The 23,465-nt window shown below is 71.3% G+C and carries 18 protein-coding genes; 12 read left to right on the top strand and 6 right to left on the bottom strand.

Annotation, left to right across the window (positions count from 1 at the left end; translation table 11 throughout):
• Nucleotides 1-237: 237 nt before the first annotated feature.
• From AMK11_RS00840 to pgi, 7 genes are all read left to right on the top strand, one after another.
• Nucleotides 238-3,201 carry a M14 family metallopeptidase gene (locus AMK11_RS00840; protein ID WP_073721663.1) on the top strand — a complete coding sequence of 988 codons (2,964 nt, stop codon included), beginning with the start codon at nt 238-240 and terminating at the stop codon, nt 3,199-3,201.
• Between the two features lie 226 nt (nt 3,202-3,427).
• Nucleotides 3,428-4,435 (top strand): type I glyceraldehyde-3-phosphate dehydrogenase, encoded by a 1,008-nt coding sequence (gene gap, locus AMK11_RS00835; protein WP_073721661.1) that lies wholly within the window; start codon nt 3,428-3,430, stop codon nt 4,433-4,435.
• Nucleotides 4,436-4,577: 142 nt separating this feature from the next.
• On the top strand, nt 4,578-5,795 hold the full coding sequence (locus tag AMK11_RS00830) for a phosphoglycerate kinase (protein ID WP_073721659.1): 1,218 nt from the start codon (nt 4,578-4,580) through the stop codon (nt 5,793-5,795).
• Nucleotides 5,796-5,800: 5 nt separating this feature from the next.
• Complete coding sequence (gene tpiA / locus AMK11_RS00825; protein WP_073721657.1) at nt 5,801-6,577, top strand: triose-phosphate isomerase; 777 nt, start codon at nt 5,801-5,803, stop codon at nt 6,575-6,577.
• Nucleotides 6,578-6,709: 132 nt separating this feature from the next.
• Nucleotides 6,710-6,940, top strand: a complete 231-nt coding sequence (gene secG, locus AMK11_RS00820) for a preprotein translocase subunit SecG (protein ID WP_055416354.1) — start codon at nt 6,710-6,712, stop codon at nt 6,938-6,940.
• A 248-nt stretch (nt 6,941-7,188) separates the two neighbouring features.
• Entirely contained in the window at nt 7,189-7,476 is a 288-nt protein-coding gene (locus AMK11_RS00815) for an RNA polymerase-binding protein RbpA (protein ID WP_007448238.1), read from the top strand.
• Between the two features lie 91 nt (nt 7,477-7,567).
• The gene (gene pgi / locus AMK11_RS00810; RefSeq protein WP_073721653.1) at nt 7,568-9,223 is read left to right on the top strand and encodes a glucose-6-phosphate isomerase; all 1,656 of its coding nucleotides are present in this window, start codon (nt 7,568-7,570) and stop codon (nt 9,221-9,223) included.
• 36 nt (nt 9,224-9,259) lie between these two features.
• Here the strand turns inward: pgi and AMK11_RS00805 are convergent, their stop codons facing one another.
• From AMK11_RS00805 to AMK11_RS00795, 3 genes are read right to left on the bottom strand one after another with little or no spacing between them, the layout of a single operon-like run.
• Entirely contained in the window at nt 9,260-11,836 is a 2,577-nt protein-coding gene (locus AMK11_RS00805) for an FtsX-like permease family protein (protein WP_073721651.1), read from the bottom strand.
• 51 nt (nt 11,837-11,887) lie between these two features.
• The gene (locus AMK11_RS00800; RefSeq protein WP_073721649.1) at nt 11,888-12,655 is read right to left on the bottom strand and encodes an ABC transporter ATP-binding protein; all 768 of its coding nucleotides are present in this window, start codon (nt 12,653-12,655) and stop codon (nt 11,888-11,890) included.
• Complete coding sequence (locus tag AMK11_RS00795) at nt 12,652-13,167, bottom strand: PadR family transcriptional regulator (protein WP_073721647.1); 516 nt, start codon at nt 13,165-13,167, stop codon at nt 12,652-12,654. The genes AMK11_RS00800 and AMK11_RS00795 overlap by 4 nt, the downstream gene beginning before the upstream one ends.
• Before the next feature lie 161 nt (nt 13,168-13,328).
• On the opposite strand from AMK11_RS00795, the gene AMK11_RS00790 reads away from it, so the two are divergent.
• The 5 genes from AMK11_RS00790 (at nt 13,329) to AMK11_RS00770 (ending at nt 19,968) form a co-directional block, all read left to right on the top strand.
• Complete coding sequence (locus AMK11_RS00790; RefSeq protein ID WP_073721645.1) at nt 13,329-14,594, top strand: ABC transporter substrate-binding protein; 1,266 nt, start codon at nt 13,329-13,331, stop codon at nt 14,592-14,594.
• Between the two features lie 169 nt (nt 14,595-14,763).
• The gene (locus tag AMK11_RS00785) at nt 14,764-16,389 is read left to right on the top strand and encodes a glycoside hydrolase family 13 protein (RefSeq protein WP_073721643.1); all 1,626 of its coding nucleotides are present in this window, start codon (nt 14,764-14,766) and stop codon (nt 16,387-16,389) included.
• Between the two features lie 36 nt (nt 16,390-16,425).
• Nucleotides 16,426-17,754, top strand: coding sequence for an ABC transporter substrate-binding protein (locus AMK11_RS00780; protein WP_073721641.1), 1,329 nt, complete (start codon nt 16,426-16,428; stop codon nt 17,752-17,754).
• Between the two features lie 13 nt (nt 17,755-17,767).
• On the top strand, nt 17,768-19,132 hold the full coding sequence (locus tag AMK11_RS00775) for an ABC transporter permease (protein ID WP_073721639.1): 1,365 nt from the start codon (nt 17,768-17,770) through the stop codon (nt 19,130-19,132).
• Nucleotides 19,129-19,968: a carbohydrate ABC transporter permease gene (locus AMK11_RS00770; protein ID WP_073721637.1), complete on the top strand. Its 840-nt coding sequence runs from the start codon at nt 19,129-19,131 to the stop codon at nt 19,966-19,968. Before AMK11_RS00775 ends, AMK11_RS00770 begins: the two co-directional genes overlap by 4 nt.
• Before the next feature lie 131 nt (nt 19,969-20,099).
• Here the strand turns inward: AMK11_RS00770 and pgl are convergent, their stop codons facing one another.
• The 3 genes from pgl to zwf are packed head-to-tail and all read right to left on the bottom strand — an operon-like array spanning nt 20,100 to nt 23,463.
• A complete protein-coding gene (pgl, locus tag AMK11_RS00765; RefSeq protein ID WP_073721635.1) occupies nt 20,100-20,882 on the bottom strand; it encodes a 6-phosphogluconolactonase in 783 nt (260 codons plus the stop codon).
• A complete protein-coding gene (gene opcA, locus AMK11_RS00760; RefSeq protein WP_073721633.1) occupies nt 20,879-21,943 on the bottom strand; it encodes a glucose-6-phosphate dehydrogenase assembly protein OpcA in 1,065 nt (354 codons plus the stop codon). The genes pgl and opcA overlap by 4 nt, the downstream gene beginning before the upstream one ends.
• Nucleotides 21,940-23,463 (bottom strand): glucose-6-phosphate dehydrogenase, encoded by a 1,524-nt coding sequence (gene zwf / locus AMK11_RS00755; RefSeq protein WP_073721631.1) that lies wholly within the window; start codon nt 23,461-23,463, stop codon nt 21,940-21,942. Before zwf ends, opcA begins: the two co-directional genes overlap by 4 nt.
• Nucleotides 23,464-23,465 lie beyond the last annotated feature (2 nt).

Genomic DNA, 23,465 nt, shown 5'->3' with positions numbered 1-23,465 from the left:
CCCCCACCGCCCGCCCCCCTGGCCCCACAAGGCCGGCCCCCACCGCCCCCCTCGCCCCACCCCCGCCCCACCCGAGCCGTCAACCACCCAGTACGGGCGTCCACTTGGGTGACCGGTACCGGCTTTCGCGTGTCCTTCCCGTGCTCTTGACTCGATCATGAGCTGTCATGAGCCTGGCATCTGTTCGCTGCTGTGGCGAACCCAGGCCTGTCGGACAGGCCCCATCTAGGGGGGTTCATGAGACGAAGAGCGAGATCGATCCTCGCTGTCGGCGCGCTCCTGATCGGCGGAGCGAGCTTCGCACCCATCGCCCAGGCACAACCCTCGGACACCGCGGACACCAACGCGAACGAGGCCAACGAGGTCAAGGTCTTCCGCGCCGACGTCACCCAGGAGCAGGTACCCCTGCTGCTGGCCGCCGGCCAGGACGGCCACGAACTCGGTGAGCAGGTCCCCGACAAGGGCACCGCCACCGTCGAGGTCTACCTCACCGACCAGCAGGCCGGAAAGCTGGAGAAACAGGGCGTCGACCTCAAGGAGCACACCCTCTCCACCCGGGCCGAGAAGCGGGTCGAGGACGCCGCCGAGGGCGTCTTCCGCCCCTACAGCGGCAGCGGCGGCCTCAGGGAGGAGATCCTCCGCACCGCCCAGGAACACCCCCGCCTCACCAAGGTCGTCTCCATCGGCAAGACGGTGAACGGTCAGGACATCCTCGCCCTGAAGCTCACCAAGCACGCGGACAAGACCCGAGACGGCTCCAAGCCCGCCGTCCTCTACATGTCCAACCAGCACGCGCGCGAGTGGATCACCCCGGAGATGACCCGGCGGCTGATGCACCACTACCTGGACAACTACAAGAAGGACCGGCGGATCAAGAAGCTCGTCGACCGCACCGAACTGTGGTTCCTGCTGTCGGCCAACCCCGACGGCTACGACTACACCTTCCAGGACGACGACAACCGCCTGTGGCGCAAGAACCTGCGCGACAACAACGGCGACGGCACCATCGCCACCGGCGACGGCGTCGACCTGAACCGCAACTTCGCCTACAAGTGGGGCTACGACGACGAGGGTTCCTCCCCGAACCCGACCAGCCAGACCTACCGCGGCGCCGGCCCGAACTCCGAGCCCGAGACCAAGGCCCTGGACCGCTTCCAGAAGCGGATCGGCTTCGCCTACGGCATCAACTACCACTCCGCCGCCGAGCTCCTCCTCTACGGCGTCGGCTGGCAGGTCGCCACCCACACCCCGGACGACGTCCTCTACAAGGCGCTCGCCGGCACGCCCGAGAACTCCGCGATCCCGGGCTACCGCCCGCAGGTCTCCTCGGAGCTGTACACCACCAACGGCGAGGCGGACGGCCACTCGGCCAACGTCAACGGCGTGGCGATGTTCACCCCGGAGATGTCGACCTGCCAGACGATCTCCGACCAGTACCCCGACGACGAGTGGAACGCGGCCGACTGCCAGTCCGGCTTCAACTTCCCCGACGACGAGAAGCTGATCCAGGAGGAGTTCGAGAAGAACATCCCCTTCGCGCTCTCCGTCGCCGAGTCCGCCGCGCACCCTGACCGGCCGTCGTCGTCCGTCGGCATCGAGGCCGCCGACTTCACCCCGGCCCCCTTCACCACCTCCTACTCGCGCGGCGCCGACCAGGAGGTCTCCGTCGTCGTACGCAAGTCGGTGCGCGACAAGGAGCTGAAGTACCGGGTCAACGGCGGACGCGTCCACGACATGGCCCTGAAGCCCTGGCGCGGCGGCGAGACGTACGGCGGTGAGGACAACCTGTACTTCGACGAGTACCGCGCCAAGGTCAAGGACGGCGACCGCGGCGACAAGGTCGAGGTCTGGTTCACCGGCGAGACGAAGAGGGGCAAGCGGACCGAGAGCGAGCACTTCACGTACACGATCGCCGAGCGGCCCCGCGCGGACGTCCTCGTCGTCGCCGAGGAGGGCGCGAAGGCCACACGGGCGCAGACGTACGTGGACGCCCTCAGGGCCAACGGCAAGCGGGCGGCCGTCTGGGACGTCGCCACCCAGGGCGCGCCCGACGCGCTCGGCGTCCTCGGCCACTTCGACACCGTCGTCCACTACACCGGCGCGGCGAACCCGGGCAACGCCACCCAGCTCCAGCTCCGCGCCTACCTCAACGAGGGCGGACGGCTGATCGAGGCGGGCGAGCGGGCCGGCGGCAGCGTCGACCTCGGCGACGGCACGCCGTCGAACGACTTCAGCCAGTACTACCTGGGCGCCTACACCCGCACCGACACCCCCGGAGCCACCGGATTCTCCGGCTCCGGCAAGCTCGGCGGCACCACCGGCGCCCTCGGTGACGCCCCGGGCAACCCGCTGGACGCGGCCGGGACCTACAGCGTCACCTCGGACCAGCTGTCGCCCGACACCTACCCCCAGTTCGCCAGCGCGGGCGCCGGGGAGTTCGCCGGGACGGTCAACCCGTACGGGCCCTACGCGGGCGAGTGGATGGCCGCCGCAGTCCACACCGACGACGCCTACAAGCGCCTCACGCGCACCATCGACCTCACCGGTGTCACCGCCGCCGACCGTCCCACCCTGCGCACCCAGCTCCTGTGGGACACCGAAGGCGGCTACGACCACGCCCTGGTCGAGGCGCACACCACCGGCGCCGACGACTGGACCACGCTCCCCGAGGCCGGTGGCGCGACCGGCACCGCCGTACCGACCGAGTGCGCGGCCGGCTTTTACATGGGCGAGCACCCCTGGCTGGAGCACTACCTGACCCTGTCCGACGACGGCTGCACCGCCACCGGAACCACCGGGCAGTGGAACAGCCTCACCGGCTCCTCCGGGGGCTGGCGGCAGGTCGAGTTCGACCTGAGCGCCTACGCCGGGAAGTCCGTCGAGGTCTCCCTCGCCTACGTCACCGACCCCGGCAGCGGCGGACGCGGCGTCCTCGCCGACGAGGCCTCGCTGGTCGTCGGCGGCACCGCGGCGCAGACCGAGGGCTTCGAGACCTCGCTCGGCGCCTGGCAGGTGGGCGGACCGCCCGCCGGTAGCCCCGCCGTCCTGAAGGACTGGACCCGCACCGGCACCCTGTTCCAGACCTACGGCGCCGTCACCACGGACGACACCGTGCTGCTCGGCTTCGGCCTGGAGCACCTCACCGAACCGGCCGCCCGGACGGCACTGGTCCGGCAGGCGCTGCGTGCCCTGGACGAGTGAGAACCGGGATCCGGGGGACTGACCCGGTGTAGCGAAATCGGGTGATCGGTCCCCGACGCCCGGGCGGTCCGTACCCCTACTGGCGGGTACGGGCCGCCCTGCCGGGAATGGGGCGTCTCGATGTCACCCCCGGAGCCCCGGAGAGGTAGGGTCGGAGGTGGTCGGGGACATCCCAAATACAGCTCGCCGGCACATCGGGCCGGCGTACCAACGAGGAGATCGGTTCGTGACGATCCGCGTAGGCATCAACGGCTTTGGCCGCATCGGTCGTAACTACTTCCGCGCGCTGCTGGAGCAGGGTGCAGACATCGAGATCGTGGCTGTCAACGACCTGGGTGACACCGCGACCACCGCCCACCTGCTGAAGTACGACACCATCCTCGGGCGCCTCCCGTACGAGGTCTCGCACACCGAGGACACCATCACCGTCGGCGACAAGACCATCAAGGTCCTCGCCGAGCGCAACCCGGCCGACATCCCGTGGGGCGAGCTGGGCGTCGACGTCGTCATCGAGTCGACCGGCATCTTCACGAAGAAGGCCGACGCCGAGAAGCACATCGCGGGCGGCGCGAAGAAGGTCCTCATCTCGGCCCCGGCCAAGGACGAGGACGTCACCATCGTGATGGGCGTCAACCAGGACAAGTACGACCCGGCGAACCACCACGTCATCTCCAACGCCTCCTGCACCACCAACTGCGTGGCGCCGATGGCCAAGGTGCTCGACGAGAACTTCGGCATCGTCAAGGGCCTGATGACGACGGTCCACGCGTACACGAACGACCAGCGCATCCTGGACTTCCCGCACAAGGACCTGCGCCGCGCCCGTGCCGCCGCGGAGAACATCATCCCGACCACCACGGGCGCCGCCAAGGCCACCGCGCTGGTCCTCCCGCAGCTCAAGGGCAAGCTGGACGGCATCGCCATGCGCGTCCCGGTCCCGACCGGCTCGGTCACCGACCTCGTCCTGGAGCTCGGCCGCGAGGTCACCAAGGAAGAGGTCAACGCCGCCTTCCAGAAGGCCGCGGAGGGCGAGCTCAAGGGCATCCTGGAGTACACCGAGGACGCGATCGTCTCCTCCGACATCGTCAACGCCCCGGCGTCCTGCACCTTCGACTCGTCCCTGACCATGGTCCAGGACGGCAAGAACGTGAAGGTCATCGGCTGGTACGACAACGAGTGGGGCTACTCCAACCGTCTCGTCGACCTCACGGTCTTCGTCGGCAACCAGCTCTGATCCAGCCGGACCCAGCAGGCACCTCGCATGCGACAGCAGGGCTCGGGCAGCGCAAGGGCGCGCTGTCCGGGCCCTGCGTCGCGTCCGCGGCTGCCCGCCCTCGTAGGATCACGAGCGATCCGAGAACCCAGGAGCCCACTGCATGAAGACGATCGACGAACTGCTCTCCGAAGGCGTCACCGGCAAGCGCGTCTTCGTCCGCGCCGACCTCAACGTGCCGCTGGACGGCACCACCATCACCGACGACGGCCGCATCCGCGCCGTGGTGCCCACCGTCAAGGCCCTGGCCGACGCGGGCGCGCGCGTGATCGTCGCCTCGCACCTGGGCCGCCCCAAGGGCGCCCCGGACCCGGTCTTCTCCCTCGCCCCGGCCGCCGCCCGCCTCGGTGAGCTGCTCGGTGCGGGCACCGGCGTCGCCTTCGCCGAGGACACGGTCGGCACCGCCGCCGAGTCCACGGTCGCCGGCCTCGCGGACGGTCAGGTCGCGGTCATCGAGAACCTGCGTTTCAACGCGGGCGAGACGAGCAAGGACGACGCCGAGCGCGCCGCCTTCGCCGACAAGCTCGCCGGCCTCGCGGACGTGTACGTCGGCGACGGCTTCGGCGCCGTGCACCGCAAGCACGCGTCGGTCTACGACCTGCCGAAGAAGCTCCCGCACTACGCCGGCTACCTCATCGCCACCGAGGTCGGCGTCCTGAAGAAGCTCACCGACGACGTCCAGCGCCCCTACGTGGTCGCCCTCGGCGGCGCCAAGGTCTCCGACAAGCTCGCCGTCATCGACCAGCTGCTCGGCAAGGCCGACCGGCTCCTCATCGGCGGCGGCATGGCGTACACCTTCCTCAAGGCCAAGGGCCACGAGGTCGGCATCTCCCTCCTCCAGGAGGACCAGATCCCGGTCGTCAAGGAGTACATGGAGCGCGCCGAGAAGAACGGCGTCGAGCTGGTCCTCCCGGTCGACGTGCTGGTCTCGTCCGAGTTCCCGGACCTGAAGACCAAGGCCCCGGCCAACCCCGCCACCGTCGCCGCGGACGCCATCCCCGCCGACCAGGAGGGTCTGGACATCGGTCCCGAGACCCGCAAGCTGTACGCCTCGAAGCTCGCCGACGCCGCCACCGTCTTCTGGAACGGCCCGATGGGCGTCTTCGAGCACCCCGACTACGCCGAGGGCACCAAGGCGGTCGCCCAGGCCCTCGTCGACGCCCCGGGCTTCACCGTGGTCGGCGGCGGCGACTCCGCCGCGGCCGTCCGCACGCTCGGCTTCGACGAGAACGCATTCGGCCACATCTCGACCGGCGGCGGCGCCTCCCTCGAATACCTCGAGGGCAAGACGCTCCCCGGCCTCGCCGCACTGGAGGACTGACCCCGATGACCACCCGCACGCCGCTGATGGCGGGCAACTGGAAGATGAACCTCAACCACCTCGAGGCCATCGCCCACGTCCAGAAGCTCGCCTTCGCCCTCGCGGACAAGGACTACGACGCCGTCGAGGTCGCCGTCCTCGTCCCCTTCACCGACCTGCGCTCGGTGCAGACCCTGGTCGAGCACGACAAGCTGAAGATCAAGTACGGCGCCCAGGACGTCTCCGCCCACGACGGCGGCGCCTACACCGGCGAGATCTCCGGCCCGATGCTGTCCAAGCTCCGCTGCACCTACGTGGCGATCGGCCACTCCGAGCGCCGGCAGTACCACGCCGAGACCGACGAGCTGGTCAACGCCAAGGTCAAGGCCGCATACAAGCACGGTCTGACCCCGATCCTGTGCGTCGGCGAGGAACTGGACGTCCGCGAGGCGGGCAACCACGTCGCCCACACCCTCGCCCAGGTCGAGGGCGGCCTGAAGGACCTCCCCGCCGAGCAGGCCGAGACCGTCGTGATCGCCTACGAGCCCGTGTGGGCCATCGGCACCGGCAAGGTCTGCGGCGCCGAGGACGCCCAGGAGGTCTGCGCGGCGATCCGCGGCAAGCTCGCCGAGCTGTACTCGCAGGAGCTGGCCGACAAGGTCCGCATCCAGTACGGCGGCTCCGTCAAGTCCGGCAACGTCGCCGAGATCATGTCGCAGGCCGACATCGACGGTGCCCTGGTCGGAGGGGCCTCCCTGGACTCGGACGAGTTCGTCAAGATCGTCCGCTTCCGCGACCAGTAGAACCGCCGGTCACGTCGACCGGTGAGTATGCGCTAGCGGCGATACGTCGTACCCTTGCGGGGGCATGGTGGCCTGCTGTCACCGTGCCCCCGTCGTTCATCCGAAGCCGAGGAAGTTGGTCCAGCCGTGGTTATGGGGTTCTCGATCGCCCTGATCGTCTTCAGCCTGCTGCTGATGCTGCTGGTGCTGATGCACAAGGGGAAGGGCGGCGGCCTCTCCGACATGTTCGGTGGCGGCATGCAGTCGTCCGTCGGCGGCTCCTCGGTCGCCGAACGCAACCTCGACCGGATCACCGTGGTGGTCGGTCTGCTGTGGTTCGCGTGCATCATGGTGCTCGGCCTGCTGATGAAGGCGAACAACTGACCCGTCACGCACTCCAGCACGTAAAGCCCCATGTCCGGTACGCGCCGCAAGGCGCCGCCTATCATGGGGCTTGCGTCTGAGCGCTGGAGCTTGTAACTCCAATCACTGGACGCGCGTTGGGCCTTACGTAGACTGAGGCGCCTCGCAGCGAAGCGAAACGCCGACTCGCTTCGCGGCACCATCACGCAGGGAGTTACACCGTGGCAAGTGGCAACGCGATCCGGGGAAGCCGGGTCGGGGCGGGGCCGATGGGCGAGGCCGAGCGCGGCGAGTCCGCGCCGCGTCTGCGCATCTCCTTCTGGTGCTCCAACGGACACGAGACACAGCCGAGCTTCGCGAGCGACGCACAGGTCCCGGAGACCTGGGACTGCCCGCGCTGCGGCTTCCCCGCCGGACAGGACCGGGACAACCCGCCGGACCCGCCGCGCACCGAGCCCTACAAGACGCACCTCGCGTACGTGCGCGAGCGCCGCAGCGACGCGGACGGCGAGGCGATCCTCGCGGAGGCGCTCGCCAAACTGCGGGGCGAGATCTAGTTCCGCAGCGCCATCCTTCTTCCGTACTGATCAATTAGGTTGGACCAGCCGGGACAGCTGGGACACCCAAGGAAGAAGGCTGACGTCCGACATGAACGCAGACGGCCGTACCAGGCTCGATCAGACGCCCGAATGGACCGCGCTGGCCAAGCACCGTGACCAGCTCGGCGAGGTGCGGCTGCGCGAACTCTTCGCCGCCAACCCGGACCGCGGCACCGGCTGCACGCTCCGGGTGGGAGACCTGTACGTCGACTACTCCAAGCACCTCGTCACCGACGAGACCCTGCAGCTGCTGCGGGAGCTGGCCGCCGCCACCGACGTCTTCGGCCTGCGCGACGCGATGTTCCGCGGCGAGAAGATCAACACCACCGAGGACCGGGCGGTCCTGCACACCGCGCTGCGCGCCCCGCGGGACGCGGTGATCGAGGTCGACGGTGAGAACGTCGTCCCCAAGGTGCACGCCGTGCTGGACAAGATGGCGGGCTTCGCCGACCGGGTCCGCTCCGGCGAGTGGAAGGGCCACACCGGCAAGCGCATCAGGAACGTCGTCAACGTCGGCATCGGCGGCTCCGACCTGGGCCCGGCGATGGCGTACGAGGTGCTGCGGGCCTTCACCGACCGGGACCTGACGGTCCGTTTCGTCTCCAACGTCGACGGCGCCGACCTGCACGAGGCCACCCGTGACCTGGACCCGGCCGAGACGCTGTTCGTCATCGCCTCCAAGACCTTCACCACCATCGAGACGGTCACCAACGCCACCTCCGCCCGGACCTGGCTGCTGAACGCCCTCGACGGGGAAGAGGCCGCGGTCGCCCAGCACTTCGTCGCCCTGTCGACGAACGCCGAGAAGGTCGCCGAGTTCGGCATCGACACGGCCAACATGTTCGAGTTCTGGGACTGGGTCGGCGGCCGCTACTCGTACGACTCGGCGATCGGCTTGTCCCTGATGATCGCCATCGGCCCGGGCCGCTTCCGCGAGATGCTCGACGGCTTCCACCTCGTCGACGAGCACTTCCGCACCGCCCCCGCCGAGTCCAACGTGCCCCTGCTGATGGGCCTGCTGGGGATCTGGTACGGCAACTTCCTGGGAGCCCAGTCGCATGCCGTACTGCCGTACAGCCACTACCTGTCGAGGTTCACCGCCTACCTCCAGCAGCTCGACATGGAGTCCAACGGCAAGTACGTCGGCCGCGACGGACGCGAGGTGGAGTGGCAGACCGGGCCGGTCGTGTGGGGAACGCCCGGCACCAACGGGCAGCACGCCTACTACCAGTTGATCCACCAGGGCACGAAGCTGATCCCGGCGGACTTCATCGGCTTCGCCCAGCCGGTCGCCGAGCTCAGCGACGAGCTGAAGGCCCAGCACGACCTGCTGATGGCCAACTTCTTCGCCCAGACCCAGGCGCTCGCCTTCGGCAAGACGCCCGACGAGGTGCGCGCCGAGGGCGTGCCGGAGGAGCTGGTCCCACACAAGACGTTCAAGGGCGACCACCCGACGACCACGATCCTCGCCCGCGAGCTGACCCCGTCGGTGCTCGGGCAGCTCGTCGCGCTCTACGAGCACAAGGTGTTCGTCCAGGGCGCGGTCTGGAACATCGACTCCTTCGACCAGTGGGGCGTCGAACTGGGCAAGGTCCTCGCCAAGCGCGTCGAACCCGCCCTCACGGAGGGTGCTGAGGTCCCCGGCCTGGACGCCTCCACCAAGGCGCTGGTCGCCGCCTACCGGGAGCTGCGCGGCCGGCGGTGAGCGGAGTGCGCGTGCGCGGTGGCCCGGCCGGTCCGGTCAGGCCACCGCGCTGAGCGTGTCCGCGAGCCGGCGCCGGGCCACACGGGCCGACGGCACCGCGGCCAGCGCCGCCGCACCGAGCACGGCAGCCGCGCCCACCAGCACCAGGAGCACGGGGGAGGGGGCCTGGGCGATCCCCGCGCCGATGCCGCTGGAGGCGCCCTGGGCGTCGATCAGCCAGTGGGCGAGCGGCAGCCCGAGAGCGGCTGCGAGGAGCACGGCCGCCAGGGCGGTGCACCCGGTGGCCGTGACCGTGATGCCGGTGATCTGGCGCGGGGACAGCCCGATCGCCTTGAGGGCGAGCAGGTCCCGTTCGCTCTCCCGGACGGTGCCGCCGATCGCGGTGAGCAGTTCGATCAGCCCGACGAGCGCGAGAACGGCGATCAGCCCGAGGACCACTGGGCGCAGCGGGGACAGCCCGTCGGCCGGGTTCGCCACGGCGTGCACGTCGAGCCGTCCCTGCCCGGCCTCGGCGAGCCGGCCGGCGACCTCGTCCGCATCGGCGCCGGCGTGCAGGCGCAGCTGGTAGAGGGCCGGTTCGAGCCGCGGGTCGTTCTCCCGGAGAGTGTCCAGGGACGTCGAGATGACCCGGCCCGCGTTCTCCGGCTCGATACTGCGGCCCACGATGTGCAGGATCTGCGGCCGGTCCCCGACGGTCATCCGCACCCAGTCGCCGACCCCCACCTCCAGCAGCTCCAGCAGCCCCTGCCCGGCCACCGCCTCGTCCGGCCCGTGCGCACGGCGGCCCTCGGCCAGCGCGTACGGGTACGGGTCCTCGCGGGTGCCGAGCCCGCGCAGCGCGATCGTCGCGGTCTGGCCCGGCACCAGGGCGGCCACCTCGACGCCCGGGTAGGCGGCGGCCACCCCTGGGTCGCGTTCCAGCAGGGCCCGGGTGCCGGCCGTGCCGGAACCGGCCTCGGCGCGGACGGTGAGCGCGGTCGGCAGGCCGATCTGCTCGGGGCGGTCGTGGAAGCGGTCGATGGTGGTCCACGCGCTCATCGCGACCACGATCAGCAGCAGCGGCAGCGTGAGGCGCGCGACCGTGGCGAACGAGCGCGGGCGACGGGCGAACGCCTTGTGCCAGCCGAGCACGAGCGCGGGCGGCACCCGCACCTCCAGCTCGCGCGCGCCGGATGCCCACTCGCCGGCCGCCCCGCGGCGACCGGTGCCGGCTCCTCGGCTGCCTGGGCCCCTGGCCTCGGCACGACTCGGGCCGTCGACCTCTCCGGCCCCCGGGCCGTCGCTGCCTCCGCCGCCCGAGAGGCCGGCGTCCCCGTGGCCCGGGGCGTCGGGCTTCGTCGGGGCGGGTGTGCCGGGGGCCGTGGTGGTCCGGACGCCGGGCTCCCCGGCACCCCGGTCACCTCGCCCCCGTAGCCGCACCGGCACCGGCACCCGGAACACCCGCAGCCCCAGCACCCCCCGGGCCACCCCCGACAGCCCGCCGCCCTGCGCCGCCGCCGGGCGCGGTACCGGGACCGGCGGCACCCGGCCCGCCCGCCAGGCCGCGAGGCCGGTGGTGGCGCCGATGAACAGGACCACGCACGCCGGTACGGCGAACAGCGCGACGGTGTGCCCGGGCAGCCCCTGCCACACGCCGAGCGCGTCCCCGAGCCGTCCCGGGACCCGGCTGCCGAGGGCCTGGGTGAGCCCGGCGGCGGCCACCGCGCCGAGCAGGGCGTAGGCCAGGTGCTGGAGCAGGAAGACCCGCACGACCTGGCCCGGGGTGAAGCCGATCGCCTTCAGCACCGAGATGTCCCGCAGATGACCGCGGATCCGGGTGCCGATCGCCCCGTGCACCGCCAGCCCCGCGGCCAGCAGCGCGCCCAGCCCGAACAGGCCGAGCACCTGACCGAGCAGCCGGTTGTCGCCCTGCGCCTCCGCACGGGCCTGCTCCCAGGTGGAGACCTGCCCGATGGCACCGGCGCCCAGCACGGTCACCGCGCGCTGCACGGCGTAGTCCGTCTCCCCGGGGTCGGTCAGCCGCAGCCCGATCACCTGACCGCCCGGGCCGGGCACCGCGTCCGGCGGCGCCCACACCAGACCCGGCTGCTCGCCCGGCCGGTAGCGGCGTTCGGGGCTGTCGGCGATGCCGAGCACCGTGAGGGTGCGCGGTGTGCCGGGCAGGGTGAGGGTGTCGCCGGGCTGGGCCAGCAGCGCGCGGGCGAGGCGGCTCTCCAGGACCACCCCGTCGGGGTCGTCGGCGTCGAGCCAGTGCCCGGCGGTGAGCAGCGGGCGCCCCACGTCGGGCTGCTCGACGGTGCCGCGCAGTTCGACGGAGGCGCGGGTGCCGCGTACGGCGACGGTGGCGGAGGCGGTGGGGTAGGGGCCGGCGACGGACTGGACGCCGTCCAGCGCGGCCAGCTTCCCGGTGTCGGCGGCGCGGTCGGTGTGCAGCCAGACGTGCGCGCCGCGGGCCTCGGTGAAGACCCGCTGCCAGGGGTTGGTCGCGTAACCGAACAGGGCCGTGGCCAGCAGCAGCGAGGCGACGATCCCGGCGGTGGCGAGGACGAGGAACAGCGCCTCGCCCCGGTGCGTGCGCAGATCGGAGTGGGCCCAGCGCAGGGTGGCTCGCACGGGCCTCAGCCTTCCGGTGCGCGGTGCGCGCGGTGGTCGTACGCCCGCATGTCAGTCCTTGAGTTCCAGCACGGCGGACGCTCCCGGGCGGCGGCGCGGCGGCGCACCCGCGTCCAGTTCGGCGTCGTCGGCGATCCGCCCGTCGAAGAAGCTGATCACCCGGTCGGCGGCGCTGGCGAGCCGCGCGTCGTGGGTGACCAGCAGGATCGTCTGGCCCCGCTGGTGGAAGCGGGACAGCAGCCGCATCACCTCGCGGGTGCCCTTGCTGTCCAGGCTGCCCGCGGGCTCGTCCGCCAGCAGCAGCGGCGGATGATTGACCAGGGCCCGGGCCAGCGCCACTCGCTGCTGCTCACCGCCGGACAGCTCACCGGGCATGCCGCGCTCCTTGCCCGTCAGGCCCAGCTCGGCCAGCAGCTCCTCCCGCTCGGCGCGCGCCCGCTTCGGCGGCAGCCCGGCGAGCAGGGCGGGCAGCTCGACGTTGTCGGCGACGGACAGGTCGGAGACCAGGTTGAAGAACTGGAAGACGATCCCGATCCGCTTCCTGCGCTCGACCGCCCAGCGTTTCTCGCTGTACGCGTCCGTGCACGCGCCGTCCAGCCAGAGGCGTCCGGCGTCCGGCCGCTGGAGCCCGCCGAGCAGATGCAGCAGCGTCGACTTCCCGGCACCGGACGGCCCGGTGATCGCCACGAACTCGCCCCGCCGCACACACAGGTCGACCCCGCGCACGGCGTGCGCCGGGGCGCCCTCGCCGTGGTGCGTCTTGACCAGGCCCTCGGCGCGCAGCACGGGAGCGGGATCGGCACTCGCGCCAGCGCTCACTCCAGCTCCTCCAGCTCTTCCTGGCACCGTTCCAGCCAGTCGAGGTCGGCCTGCAGGTGCAGCATCGCGCCCTCGATGAGGAGGTGGGCGACGCGGTTGTCCCGGTCTTCGGCGGCGGCCAGCTTCGACAGCTGCCGCATCGTGTTCAGGTACTGCCGCCGCTGCTTGTTGATCAGGGCGATCTGGTCGGCGAGCCCGGTCTGCGGAGCCAGGGCGAGCTTCATGAAGAACTCGTCCCGCACCCGCGGCTCGTCCGCCGTCTCCTCGTACCAGGCCCGCAGCTCCTCGCGCCCGGCCTCGGTGAGGTGGTAGACCTTCTTGTTGGGCCGGCTCGACTGCTCGATGTCCTCGCCCTCGATCAGTCCCGTCTTCTCGAGACGGCCGAGGGTGACGTAGATCTGGCCGACGTTCGGCTGAGGGTACGCGGAGCCCAGCAGTTGCTCAAGGTCCTGCTTCAGCTCGTAGCCGTGGGCCGGACCGCGGGCCAGGAGAGCCAGGAGGTGCAGGCGCACTCAGCCGTCCTCCCGCTTCTGTTCGAGTCCCCGGATGTGCTCCAGGCCCTAGTATCGCGCATACCTAACAGGTATACATGGGCCTCTGACCCGGGACGAGGACGCCCGGTGCCGGTGCGTGCCAGCGGGCCCGGTGTACGAGGGTGTACAGGGAGGAACCTATGCGGTGGATCCACGCCGCCGGTAGGGGCCTCCTCGTTCTCCTCGTCGTCCTGACCGGGTACGTGGCCTCCGGCGCCCGTGCGGACGAGGGTGCCGCGAGCGGTCGCGGACCGCTCACCCTGGCCACCGCGGGCGACCTCACCGGTTACCTCGGCCCGCTGCTGGAGGGCTGGAACCGGGCCCACCCCGGCGAACGCGTCACCCTCGTCGAACTGCCCGACTCCGCCGACGAGACCCGCGCGCAGATGGCCACCGACCTGCGCGACGGCGGACGGCACCGCTTCGACGTCCTCAACATCGACGTCAACTGGACCTCCGAGTTCGCCGCCGCCGACTGGATACGCCCGCTGCCCCGCGACCGCTTCCCGCTCGGCACCTTCCTGCCGCCGGTCGTCGACACGGCGACCTACGACGGCCGGCTCTACGCCGTCCCGTACGTCACCAACGCCGGTCTGCTCCTGTACCGCAAGGACGTCCTGGCCGCCGAGGGCGTCCCGCCGCCGCGCACCTGGACGGAGCTGGAGCGGTACGCCGAGACCATCGCTCCGAAGCACGGACTGGACGGCTACGCGGGCCAGTTCCTGCCCTACGAGGGCCTGACCGTGAACGCCGCCGAGGCCGTCTACTCGGCCGGCGGCAGCATCCTCGGCGACGAGGGCGAACGTGTCACCGTCGACTCGGCGGCGGCCCGCGAGGGCATCGGGTTCCTGGCGCGCGGGGTGCGCGAGGGCTGGATACCGCGAGAGGCGCTGGCCTACAAGGAGGAGGAGTCCAAGCAGGCCTTCCAGGACGGCCGCCTGCTCTTCCTGCGCAACTGGCCCTACGCCTACGTCGGTGCCTCCGCCCCGGACTCCGAAGTCGCCGGGAAGGTCGGCGCCGTGCCGCTGCCGGGTCCCCAGGGCCCCGGCACCAGTGTCCTCGGCGGCTCCAACCTGGCCGTGGGCGCCCACGCCCGGCACCCCGACTCCGCCGCACGCCTCATCGCCTACCTCACCAGCGAGCGCGTCCAGCGCCAGGTCCTCACGCGCGGCGCGCTGCCGCCCGTACGGGCCGACCTGTACGAGGACCCCGCGCTCATCGAGGCGTTCCCCTACCTGCCGACCCTGCGCGAGAGCGTGCTCGCCGCCGCCCCGCGCCCCAAGAGCCCGCGCTACGACCAGGTCAGCCTGGCCGTGCAGGCGGTCGTGCACGACGCGATGACCGGGCGGCAGACGCCCGAGGCGGCGGTGCGGCGGCTGGCCCGCGAGCTGGCCGCGATCTCCTAGTTGCACGTTAGGTAACGCCAGCGTCTCATCTGCGTCTGCTGTGGGACGAAAAGTCAGCATATAAGGACCCAACTGGTCAGTAGCCTCTGTCCCGTTCATTGACACCCGCGCGTCACCGCTACCTAACATGCATGCATAACAGCGACCCCTCTACAGACAGGTTCCCGGGGTGAACAGGCACCACTGGTGGCGTGACGCGGTGATCTACCAGGTCTACGTCCGCAGCTTCCTCGACAGCACCGGCGACGGCGTCGGCGACCTCGCCGGCGTCCGGGCCGGACTGCCGTACCTGCGCAAACTCGGCGTGGACGGGATCTGGCTGAGCCCCTTCTACCCCTCGCCCCAGCACGACCACGGCTACGACGTCGCCGACTACCGGGGCGTGGACCCACTCTTCGGCGACCTCGACGAGTTCGACGCGCTGGTCGCCGCGGCCCGGCGCCTGGGCATCCGGGTCCTGCTCGACATCGTCCCCAACCACTGCTCCAGCGAGCACCCGTGGTTCCGCGAGGCCCTGGCCTCCGCGCCCGGCAGCCCGGCCCGCGCCCGCTTCCACTTCGCCGACGGCCGCGGACCGGACGGCGACGAGCCGCCCAACAACTGGCACGCCATGTTCGGCGGCCCCGCCTGGACCCGCGTGACGGAGCCCGACGGCCGCCCCGGCCAGTGGTACCTGCACATGTTCACGCCCGAACAGCCGGACTGGAACTGGCGCACCCCCGAGGTCGCCGCCGAGTTCGACGGCATACTCCGCTTCTGGCTGGACCGGGGCGTCGACGGCTTCCGCATCGACGTCGCCGCCGGCCTCTACAAGCACCCCGGGCTGCCCGACTCCCCGGACCCGGAGGCCGACGCCCGCACCCGCGACTCGGTCAACCCGCTCGCCTGGAACCAGCCCGAGGTGCACGACGTGTGGCGGCACTGGCGCGCGGTCTGCGAGGAGTACACCGCCCGCGACGGCCGCGAACGCCTCCTCGTCGGCGAGGTCTCCGTCCCCAGCGCCCGCGAACACGCCCGCTACGTCCGCCCCGACGAACTCCACCAGGCCTTCTTCTTCGACCTCCTCGGCGCCCCCTGGGACCCCGACGCCTTCCGCAAGGTCATCTCCGAGGCCATGCAGGACATCGCCGGCACCGGCTCCACGGTCACCTGGGTCCTCAACAACCACGATCAGGTCCGCACAGTGACGCGGTACGGCGAGCCCGCCACCGACGGCAGCGGCCTCGGCACCGCCCGCGCCCGCGCCGCCGCGCTGCTGATGCTGGCCCTGCCCGGAGCCGCGTACATCTACCAGGGCGAGGAACTGGGCCTGCCCGAGGTCGTCGACCTGCCCGACGACGTGCTCACCGACCCGATCTTCCACCGCACCGGCAGCCGTGCCCGCGTCCGCGACGGCTGCCGGGTGCCGCTGCCCTGGTCGGGGCAGGCGTCCCCGTTCGGCTTCACCTCCGGCGACGGGAGTGCCAAGCCCTGGCTGCCGCAGCCCGAGTACTTCGCCGAGTACGCCACCGACCGCGCCCTCGCCGACACCCGCTCCTTCTGGCACCTGTACCGCGACGGCCTGCAACTCCGCTCCGAACTGCCCCAGCTGGGCGAGGGCACCCTGCGCTGGCTGGACACCCCGCCCGGCGTGCTGGCCTTCGTCCGCGGCGACGGTCTGGTCTGCGCCGTCAACTTCGGCACCGCCCCCACCCCCACCCCCGTCCCCGGCGCCCCGCTGCTCACCAGCGACGGGCCATGCCCGCCCGGCGTCCTGCCCGGCTCCACCGCCGCCTGGTGGATCGCCGACCTCTGACCTCGCTCCACCCGACCCTTCGAAGGGACATCAACGATGATGCGACGACGCACCTCCCTGCTCACCGGCTGCACCGCCCTCGTCCTCGCCCTCGGCGCCACCGCCTGCGGCGGCTCGGGCCCCGTCACGGCCGGCGGCGGCGACAAGGCGCTCAGCGGGCAGTCGGTCACCGTGGCCGGCGTCTGGTCCGGCACCGAGCAGGAGAACTTCCAGAAGGTGCTCGACGCCTTCACCGAGAAGACCGGCGCCAAGACCTCCTTCGTCTCCACCGGCGACAACGTCTCCACCGTCGTCGGCAGCAAGATCGAGGGCGGCAACGCCCCCGACGTCGTGATGGTCCCCCAGGTCGGCGTGCTCAAGCAGTTCGCCGGCAACGGCTGGCTGAAGCCGCTGTCCAAGACGGCCCAGAAGTCCGTCGGCACCAACTTCGCGGACGTCTGGCAGACGTACGGAACCGTCGACGGCACCCTCTACGGCCTCTACTTCAAGGCCGCCCACAAGTCGACCGTCTGGTACAGCCCCGACGCCCTCGCCCAGGCCGGGGTCGAGCCGCCGAAGACGTACGACGAGATGCTGAAGGCCGGGCAGACCGTCTCCGACTCCGGGCTCGCCGCCTTCTCGGTCGCCGGTCAGGACGGCTGGACGCTGACCGACTGGTTCGAGAACATCTACCTCTCCCAGGCCGGACCCGAGAAGTACGACGCCCTCGCCGCCCACGAACTGAAGTGGACCGACGCGAGCGTGGTCGAGGCGCTCACCACCCTCGGCAAGCTCTTCAAGGACAAGCAGCTGATCGAGGGCGGCCAGAAGGGCGCCCTGAACACCGACTTCCCGGGCTCGGTGGAGAAGGTCTTCGGACCGAAGCCCGAGGCCGGCATGGTCTACGAGGGCGACTTCGTCGCCGGGGTCGCCAAGGACCAGTTCGGCAAGGAGATCGGCAAGGACGCGAACTTCTTCCCGTTCCCCGCGGTCGACGGCGGCGAGGCCCCGGTGGTCAGTGGCGGCGACGCGGCCGTCGTCCTCAAGGAGGGCAAGAACTCCGAGGCCGGCATGGCGCTCCTGGAGTACCTCGCGACGCCCGAGGCCGCGGCCGTCTGGGCCGAGGCGGGCGGCTTCCTCTCCCCGAACAAGAACCTCGACCTCGCCTCCTACGGCGACGACGTGACCCGGGCCACCGCCGAGTCCCTCGTCGGCGCCGGGAACTCGGTCCGCTTCGACATGTCCGACCAGGCACCCGCGGCCTTCGGCGGCACCAAGGGCACGGGCGAGTGGAAGATCCTCCAGGACTTCCTGCGCGACCCCTCCGACCCGACGGCCACCGCCGCCGAGCTGGAGGCCGCGGCGGCCAAGGCCTACAAGGGCTGAGGGCCGACCGGTCATGACCTCCACCCTCGTGAAAGAGGCGAGCCCGCCCGCCGCTGCCGGCCCGTCGCCCCTGCGGCGCCCCCGGCGCCGCCGGGCGGCCGTCGCCCTCCTCTTCGTCCTGCCCGCACTGCTCCTGCTGGGCGCCCTCGTCGTCTACCCCGTGCTGTTCTCCGTCGGCCGCAGCTTCTTCGACGCCTCGGGCACGCGCTTCGTGGGCGGCGACAACTACACCGAGATGTTCCGCGACCCGACCACCCTCAAGGCCATCCGCAACACGGCGATCTGGGTCGTCGTCGCGCCCACCCTGCTGACCGGCCTCGGCCTGATCCTCGCCGTCCTGGTGGAGAAGGTCCGCTGGGCCACCGCCTTCAAGCTGCTCCTCTTCATGCCGATGGCGGTCTCCTTCCTCGCCGCCGGCATCATCTTCCGGCTCGCCTACGACCACGACCCGGACAAGGGCGTCCTCAACGCCGCCGTGACCGGTGTGCACGACGCCTTCGCCGGCACGTCGTCCTACCCGGGCGCCCGGGCGCGGGAGGGCCAGGACGGCGGCCTGGTCAACGGTGCCGACGGCTCGTACCGGACCGGTGCGGGGGTGTCACCCGGCGACACGGTGGCCCTCGGCCTGGTCGGCGTACTGCCCGACGACCTGCCGTCCGGCGCGAAGACCGCGTACGGGGCCGCGGACCAGGACGCCGCCGCCGACGAGGTGCGCGGGGTCGTCTACCTGGACTTCACGCCCGGCGGGGGAGGGGAGCAGGGCCGGGTGGACCGGCGGGAGAGCGGGCTGCCCGAGATGACGGTCGAGGCGGTGCGCGACGGCCGTACGGTCGCGACCACGACCACCGGGGACGACGGCTCCTTCCGTTTCGAAGGGCTGGACGAGGGCTCCTACACCGTGAAGCTTCCCGCCTCGAACTTCGCCCCGCCCTACGAAGGCGTCTCCTGGCTCGGACCCGCCCTCGTCACCCCCGCGATCATCGGGGCGTACCTGTGGATCTGGACCGGGTTCGCGATGGTGCTGATCGGCGCCGGGCTGTCCTCGCTGCCGCGCGACGCGCTGGAGGCGGCGCGGATGGACGGTGCCAACGAGTGGCAGATCTTCCGGCGGATCACCGTGCCGCTGCTGGCCCCGGTGCTCACGGTCGTCTTCATCACCCTCGTGATCAACGTGATGAAGGTCTTCGACCTCGTCTACATCATCGCGCCCGGCCCCGTGCAGGAGGACGCGACGGTACTCGCGACGCAGATGTGGCTGGTGTCGTTCGGCGGCGGCAACAACCAGGGACTCGGCAGCGCGCTCGGCGTGCTGCTCCTGCTGCTCGTCGTCCCGGCCATGGTCTTCAACGTCCGCCGCTTCAAGAGGAGTCAGCGATGAACGCCGTGCGGCGGTATCTGGGCAACGGGATCGTCCAGGCCTTCCTCGTACTCGTCGGGCTGGTGTGGATGACGCCGCTGGCGGGGCTGTTCCTGTCCTCGCTGCGGTCCGCCGAGGACACGGCCGAGGGCGGCTGGTGGACGGCGCTCGCCAGCCCCGGGCAGCTGTCCCTCGACAACTACTCCGCGCTGCTCGGCAACTCGGGCATCACGCAGGCCTTCTGGAACACGGTGCTGATCTCCGTGCCGACGACCGTCCTCGTCGTGGTCGTCGGAGCGCTCGCCGGGTACGCCTTCGCCTGGCTGGACTTCCCGGGGCGCGAGGCGGTCTTCCTGGTCGTCGTCGCGCTGCTGGTGGTGCCCGTGCAGATCGGGCTGCTGCCGGTCGCCAAGCTCTTCGGGCAGCTGGGGCTGTTCGGGACGATCCCGGGTGTGGTGCTGTTCCATGTGGCGTACGGGCTGCCGTTCGCCGTGTTCCTGCTGCGGAACTACTTCGCCGAGATGCCCAAGGAGATGCTGGAGGCCGCGCGCATGGACGGGGGCAACGAGTGGCGGATCTTCACGCGGCTGGTGCTGCCGGTCGGGAAGCCGGCCATCGCCAGCCTCGCCATCTTCCAGTTCCTGTGGGTGTGGAACGACATGCTGGTCGCGCTGCTGTTCGCGGACAGCTCGTCGCAGCCGCTGACGGTGGAACTCCAGTCGCAGATCCGGCAGTTCGGCAGCAACATCGATGTGCTGGCGCCGGGGGCGTTCCTGTCGCTGGTGGTGCCGGTGGTGGTGTTCTTCGCGTTCCAGCGGCACTTTGTGCAGGGGGTTATGGCGGGGTCCGTGAAGTGACGGCGGGGGGTGGGGCGGCGGGGAGGGGTTTCGCCCCCGCCGCCCCTTCCCTTCCCGTCCCTGGGGGCTGCCGCCCCCAGACCCCCGCTTTCGGCCTTGACGGCCTCGTCCTCAAACGCCGGACGGGCTGATCAGGCCGACGCCGGTGGGTAGAGGGATCTCGGCAACTGAGATGCCGCCGCCGTGTCCAGGAGCCACAGGGTGCGGGTGCGGCCCCGTGCGCCTGCCGCCGGGGCCTGGATCTCGCCCGCTCCCGAGAGGGCCATCGCCACCGCGTTCGCCTTGTCCTCGCCCGCCGCCAGCAGCCACACCTCGCGGGCGGTGCGGATGGCGGGGAGGGTGAGGGAGACGCGGGTGGGCGGGGGCTTGGGGGAGCCGTGGACGCCGATGACCGTGCGGGCGGTCTCCCGGACACCCGGGTGCTCCGGGAACAGGGACGCCACGTGCGTGTCCGGGCCGACGCCCAGGAGGAGGACGTCGAAGGACGGAACCGACGCGTGGTTCTCGGGGACCGACGCCTCGGCCAGTTCACGCGCGTACGCGGCGGCCGCCGCCTCCGCGTCGGAGCCGTGCGGACCGTCGGACGCCGGCATCGCGTGCACCCGCTTCGGGTCCAGCGGCACCGAGTCCAGCAGGGCCTCCCGCGCCTGGGTGAGATTGCGCTCCGGGTCGCCCTCCGGCAGGAAGCGCTCGTCACCCCACCACAGGTCCAGGCGGGACCAGTCGACGGCGTCCCGGGCCGGGGAGCCCGCGATCGCGGTCAGCAGGCCGTTGCCGTTGCGGCCGCCGGTGAGGACCACGGACGCCGAGCCCCGGGAGGCCTGCGCGTCCACGATCTTCGTGATCAGCCGCGCCGCCGCGGCCTCGGCCATCAGCTCCTTGTCGCGGTGCACGACCAGCTGGGGAGCACTCACTTCGCCGCCGCCTTCTTCACCGGTGCCTTCTCCCGCGCCGCCTTCTTCGCGGGAGCCTTCGCGGCCGTCTCGACGGGAGCGGGGACGGCGACCGCGGCCGCCTCGTCACCCTTGTCCCCGTCGGCCGGGTCGCCCGGCGTGTTCAGCCGGTTCACCCCGTACCGCAGCGCCGACGCGTACGTGTCGTCCGGGTCGAGGCGCCGCAGTTCCTCCGCGATCAGCTCGGCCGTCTCACGCCGCTTCAGCGCCACCGCCCGCGACGGCTGGCCCTTGATGGACAGCGTCGCCAGCGAACCGTCGGCCCGGTCCAGGACGACCGGGCCGCAGTCGGTGGCCATGCGGACCGCGGTCAGGCCGGGGCCCTCGGACGCGGTGCGCTGCACCGGGACGTCCAGCCGGTCCGCCAGCCACATCGCCAGCAGCTCGCAGCTCGGGTTGTACTCCTCGCCCTCCACCTCGACCGACTGCACCTCGCAGTCGACCTGGTCCAGGGCCGCCGCCAGCATCGAACGCCACGGCGTGATGCGGGTCCAGGACAGGTCGGTGTCGCCCGGGGCGTAGGCCTCGGCGCGGGCTGCCAGCTCCCGCACCGGCTCCTCGCAGGCGTAGGTGTCGGTGACCCGGCGCTGGGCGAGGGCGCCCAGGGGGTCCTTCGCCGGGTCCAGCGGCGCGTTCACCGGCCACCACACCACGACCGGCGCGTCCGGCAGCAGCAGCGGCAGGACGACCGACTGGGCGTGGTCGACCACGTCGCCGTACAGCCGCAGCACGATCGTCTCGCCGGTGCCCGCGTCGGCGCCGAGGCGGACCTCCGCGTCCAGGCGGGACTTCGTGCGGTCCCGGGGCGAGCGGGAGACGCGCTTGATGACGACCAGCGTGCGCGAGGGGTGCTCGTGCGCCGCGTCGCTCGCGGCCTTCAGCGCGTCGTAGGCGTTCTCCTCGTCGGTGACGATGACCAGCGTGAGCACCATGCCGATGGCCGGGGTGCCGATCGCCCGGCGGCCCAGCACCAGCGCCTTGTTGATCTTGCTGGCCGTGGTGTCCGTGAGGTCTGTCTTCATGGCCGGCGCCAGCTCCGTCCGTCTCGCTCGAGCATTTCGTCCGCCTCGACGGGTCCCCAGGTGCCGGCCGGGTACTGGGCCGGGACGCAGTGCTCGTCCCAGTACTCCTCGATCGGGTCGAGGATCTTCCAGGACAGCTCGACCTCCTCCGTGCGCGGGAAGAGGTTCGCGTCGCCCAGGAGGACGTCCAGGATGAGGCGCTCGTACGCCTCCGGGCTGGACTCCGTGAAGGACTCGCCGTACGCGAAGTCCATCGACACGTCCCGGATCTCCATCGAGGTGCCCGGCACCTTCGAGCCGAAGCGGACGGTGACGCCCTCGTCGGGCTGGACGCGGATGACGATCGCGTTCGAACCCAGCTCCTCGGTGGCCGTCGTGTCGAAGGGGGAGTGCGGGGCCCGCTGGAAGACGACCGCGATCTCGGTGACGCGGCGGCCCAGGCGCTTGCCGGTGCGCAGGTAGAAGGGGACGCCCGCCCAGCGGCGGTTGTCGATGCCGACCTTGATCGCGGCGTAGGTGTCGGTCTTCGACTTGGCGTCGATGCCGTCCTCGTCGAGGTAGCCGATGACCTTCGCGCCGCCCTGCCAGCCCGCCGCGTACTGCGCGTGCACGGTGTCACGGCCCAGGTCCTTGGGGAGGCGGACCGCACCGAGCACCTTGGTCTTCTCGGCGGCCAGCGCGTCCGCGTCGAAGGAGGCGGGCTCCTCCATCGCGGTGAGCGCGAGGAGCTGGAGCAGGTGGTTCTGGATGACGTCGCGGGCGGCGCCGATGCCGTCGTAGTAGCCGGCCCGGCCGCCGATGCCGATGTCCTCGGCCATCGTGATCTGCACGTGGTCCACGTAGGACCGGTTCCAGATCGGCTCGAACATCGTGTTGGCGAAGCGCAGCGCCAGGATGTTCTGGACCGTCTCCTTGCCCAGGTAGTGGTCGATGCGGAAGACCTGGTCCGGGGCGAAGACCTCGTGGACGATCGCGTTGAGCTCCTCGGCCGACTTGAGGTCGTGGCCGAAGGGCTTCTCGATCACCGCGCGGCGCCAGGAGCCGTTCGTCTGGTCGGCCAGCTGGTGCTTCTTCAGCTGCTGGATGACGACCGGGAAGGACTTCGGCGGCACCGACAGGTAGAAGGCGAAGTTGCCGCCCGTGCCCTGCGCCTTGTCCAGGTCGTCGATGGTGGCGCGCAGTCGCTCGAAGGCGTCGTCGTCGTCGAAGGTGCCCTGGACGAAGCGCATCCCCTGGATGAGCTGCTGCCAGACCTCCTCACGGAACGGTGTGCGCGAGTGCTCCTTGACGGCGTCGTGCACGACCTGGGCGAAGTCCTCGTGCTCCCAGTCGCGGCGCGCGAACCCGACGAGCGAGAAGCCCGGCGGCAGCAGACCCCGGTTGGCGAGGTCGTACACGGCGGGCATGAGCTTCTTGCGGGAGAGGTCACCGGTGACGCCGAAAATGACCAGACCCGACGGCCCCGCGATACGCGGGAGCCGTCGGTCTGCGGGGTCACGCAGCGGGTTGCTGCTTGACAATT

This window comes from Streptomyces sp. CB02414 (genome assembly GCF_001905385.1).
Classification (GTDB): domain Bacteria; phylum Actinomycetota; class Actinomycetes; order Streptomycetales; family Streptomycetaceae; genus Streptomyces.
This window is presented reverse-complemented; position numbering and strand designations above follow the sequence as displayed.

Bases quoted from the DNA above. Each gene is read 5' to 3' on its own strand.
- opcA (WP_073721633.1), bottom strand. From the start codon at position 21,943: ATGAAGACAGACCTCACGGACACCACGGCCAGCAAGATCAACAAGGCG.
- secG (WP_055416354.1), top strand. From the start codon at position 6,710: ATGGGGTTCTCGATCGCCCTGATCGTCTTCAGCCTGCTGCTGATGCTG.
- AMK11_RS00790 (WP_073721645.1), top strand. From the start codon at position 13,329: ATGCGGTGGATCCACGCCGCCGGTAGGGGCCTCCTCGTTCTCCTCGTC.
- AMK11_RS00775 (WP_073721639.1), top strand. From the start codon at position 17,768: ATGACCTCCACCCTCGTGAAAGAGGCGAGCCCGCCCGCCGCTGCCGGC.
- AMK11_RS00830 (WP_073721659.1), top strand. From the start codon at position 4,578: ATGAAGACGATCGACGAACTGCTCTCCGAAGGCGTCACCGGCAAGCGC.
- AMK11_RS00770 (WP_073721637.1), top strand. From the start codon at position 19,129: ATGAACGCCGTGCGGCGGTATCTGGGCAACGGGATCGTCCAGGCCTTC.
- AMK11_RS00815 (WP_007448238.1), top strand. From the start codon at position 7,189: ATGGGCGAGGCCGAGCGCGGCGAGTCCGCGCCGCGTCTGCGCATCTCC.
- AMK11_RS00840 (WP_073721663.1), top strand. From the start codon at position 238: ATGAGACGAAGAGCGAGATCGATCCTCGCTGTCGGCGCGCTCCTGATC.
- AMK11_RS00780 (WP_073721641.1), top strand. From the start codon at position 16,426: ATGATGCGACGACGCACCTCCCTGCTCACCGGCTGCACCGCCCTCGTC.
- tpiA (WP_073721657.1), top strand. From the start codon at position 5,801: ATGACCACCCGCACGCCGCTGATGGCGGGCAACTGGAAGATGAACCTC.
- pgi (WP_073721653.1), top strand. From the start codon at position 7,568: ATGAACGCAGACGGCCGTACCAGGCTCGATCAGACGCCCGAATGGACC.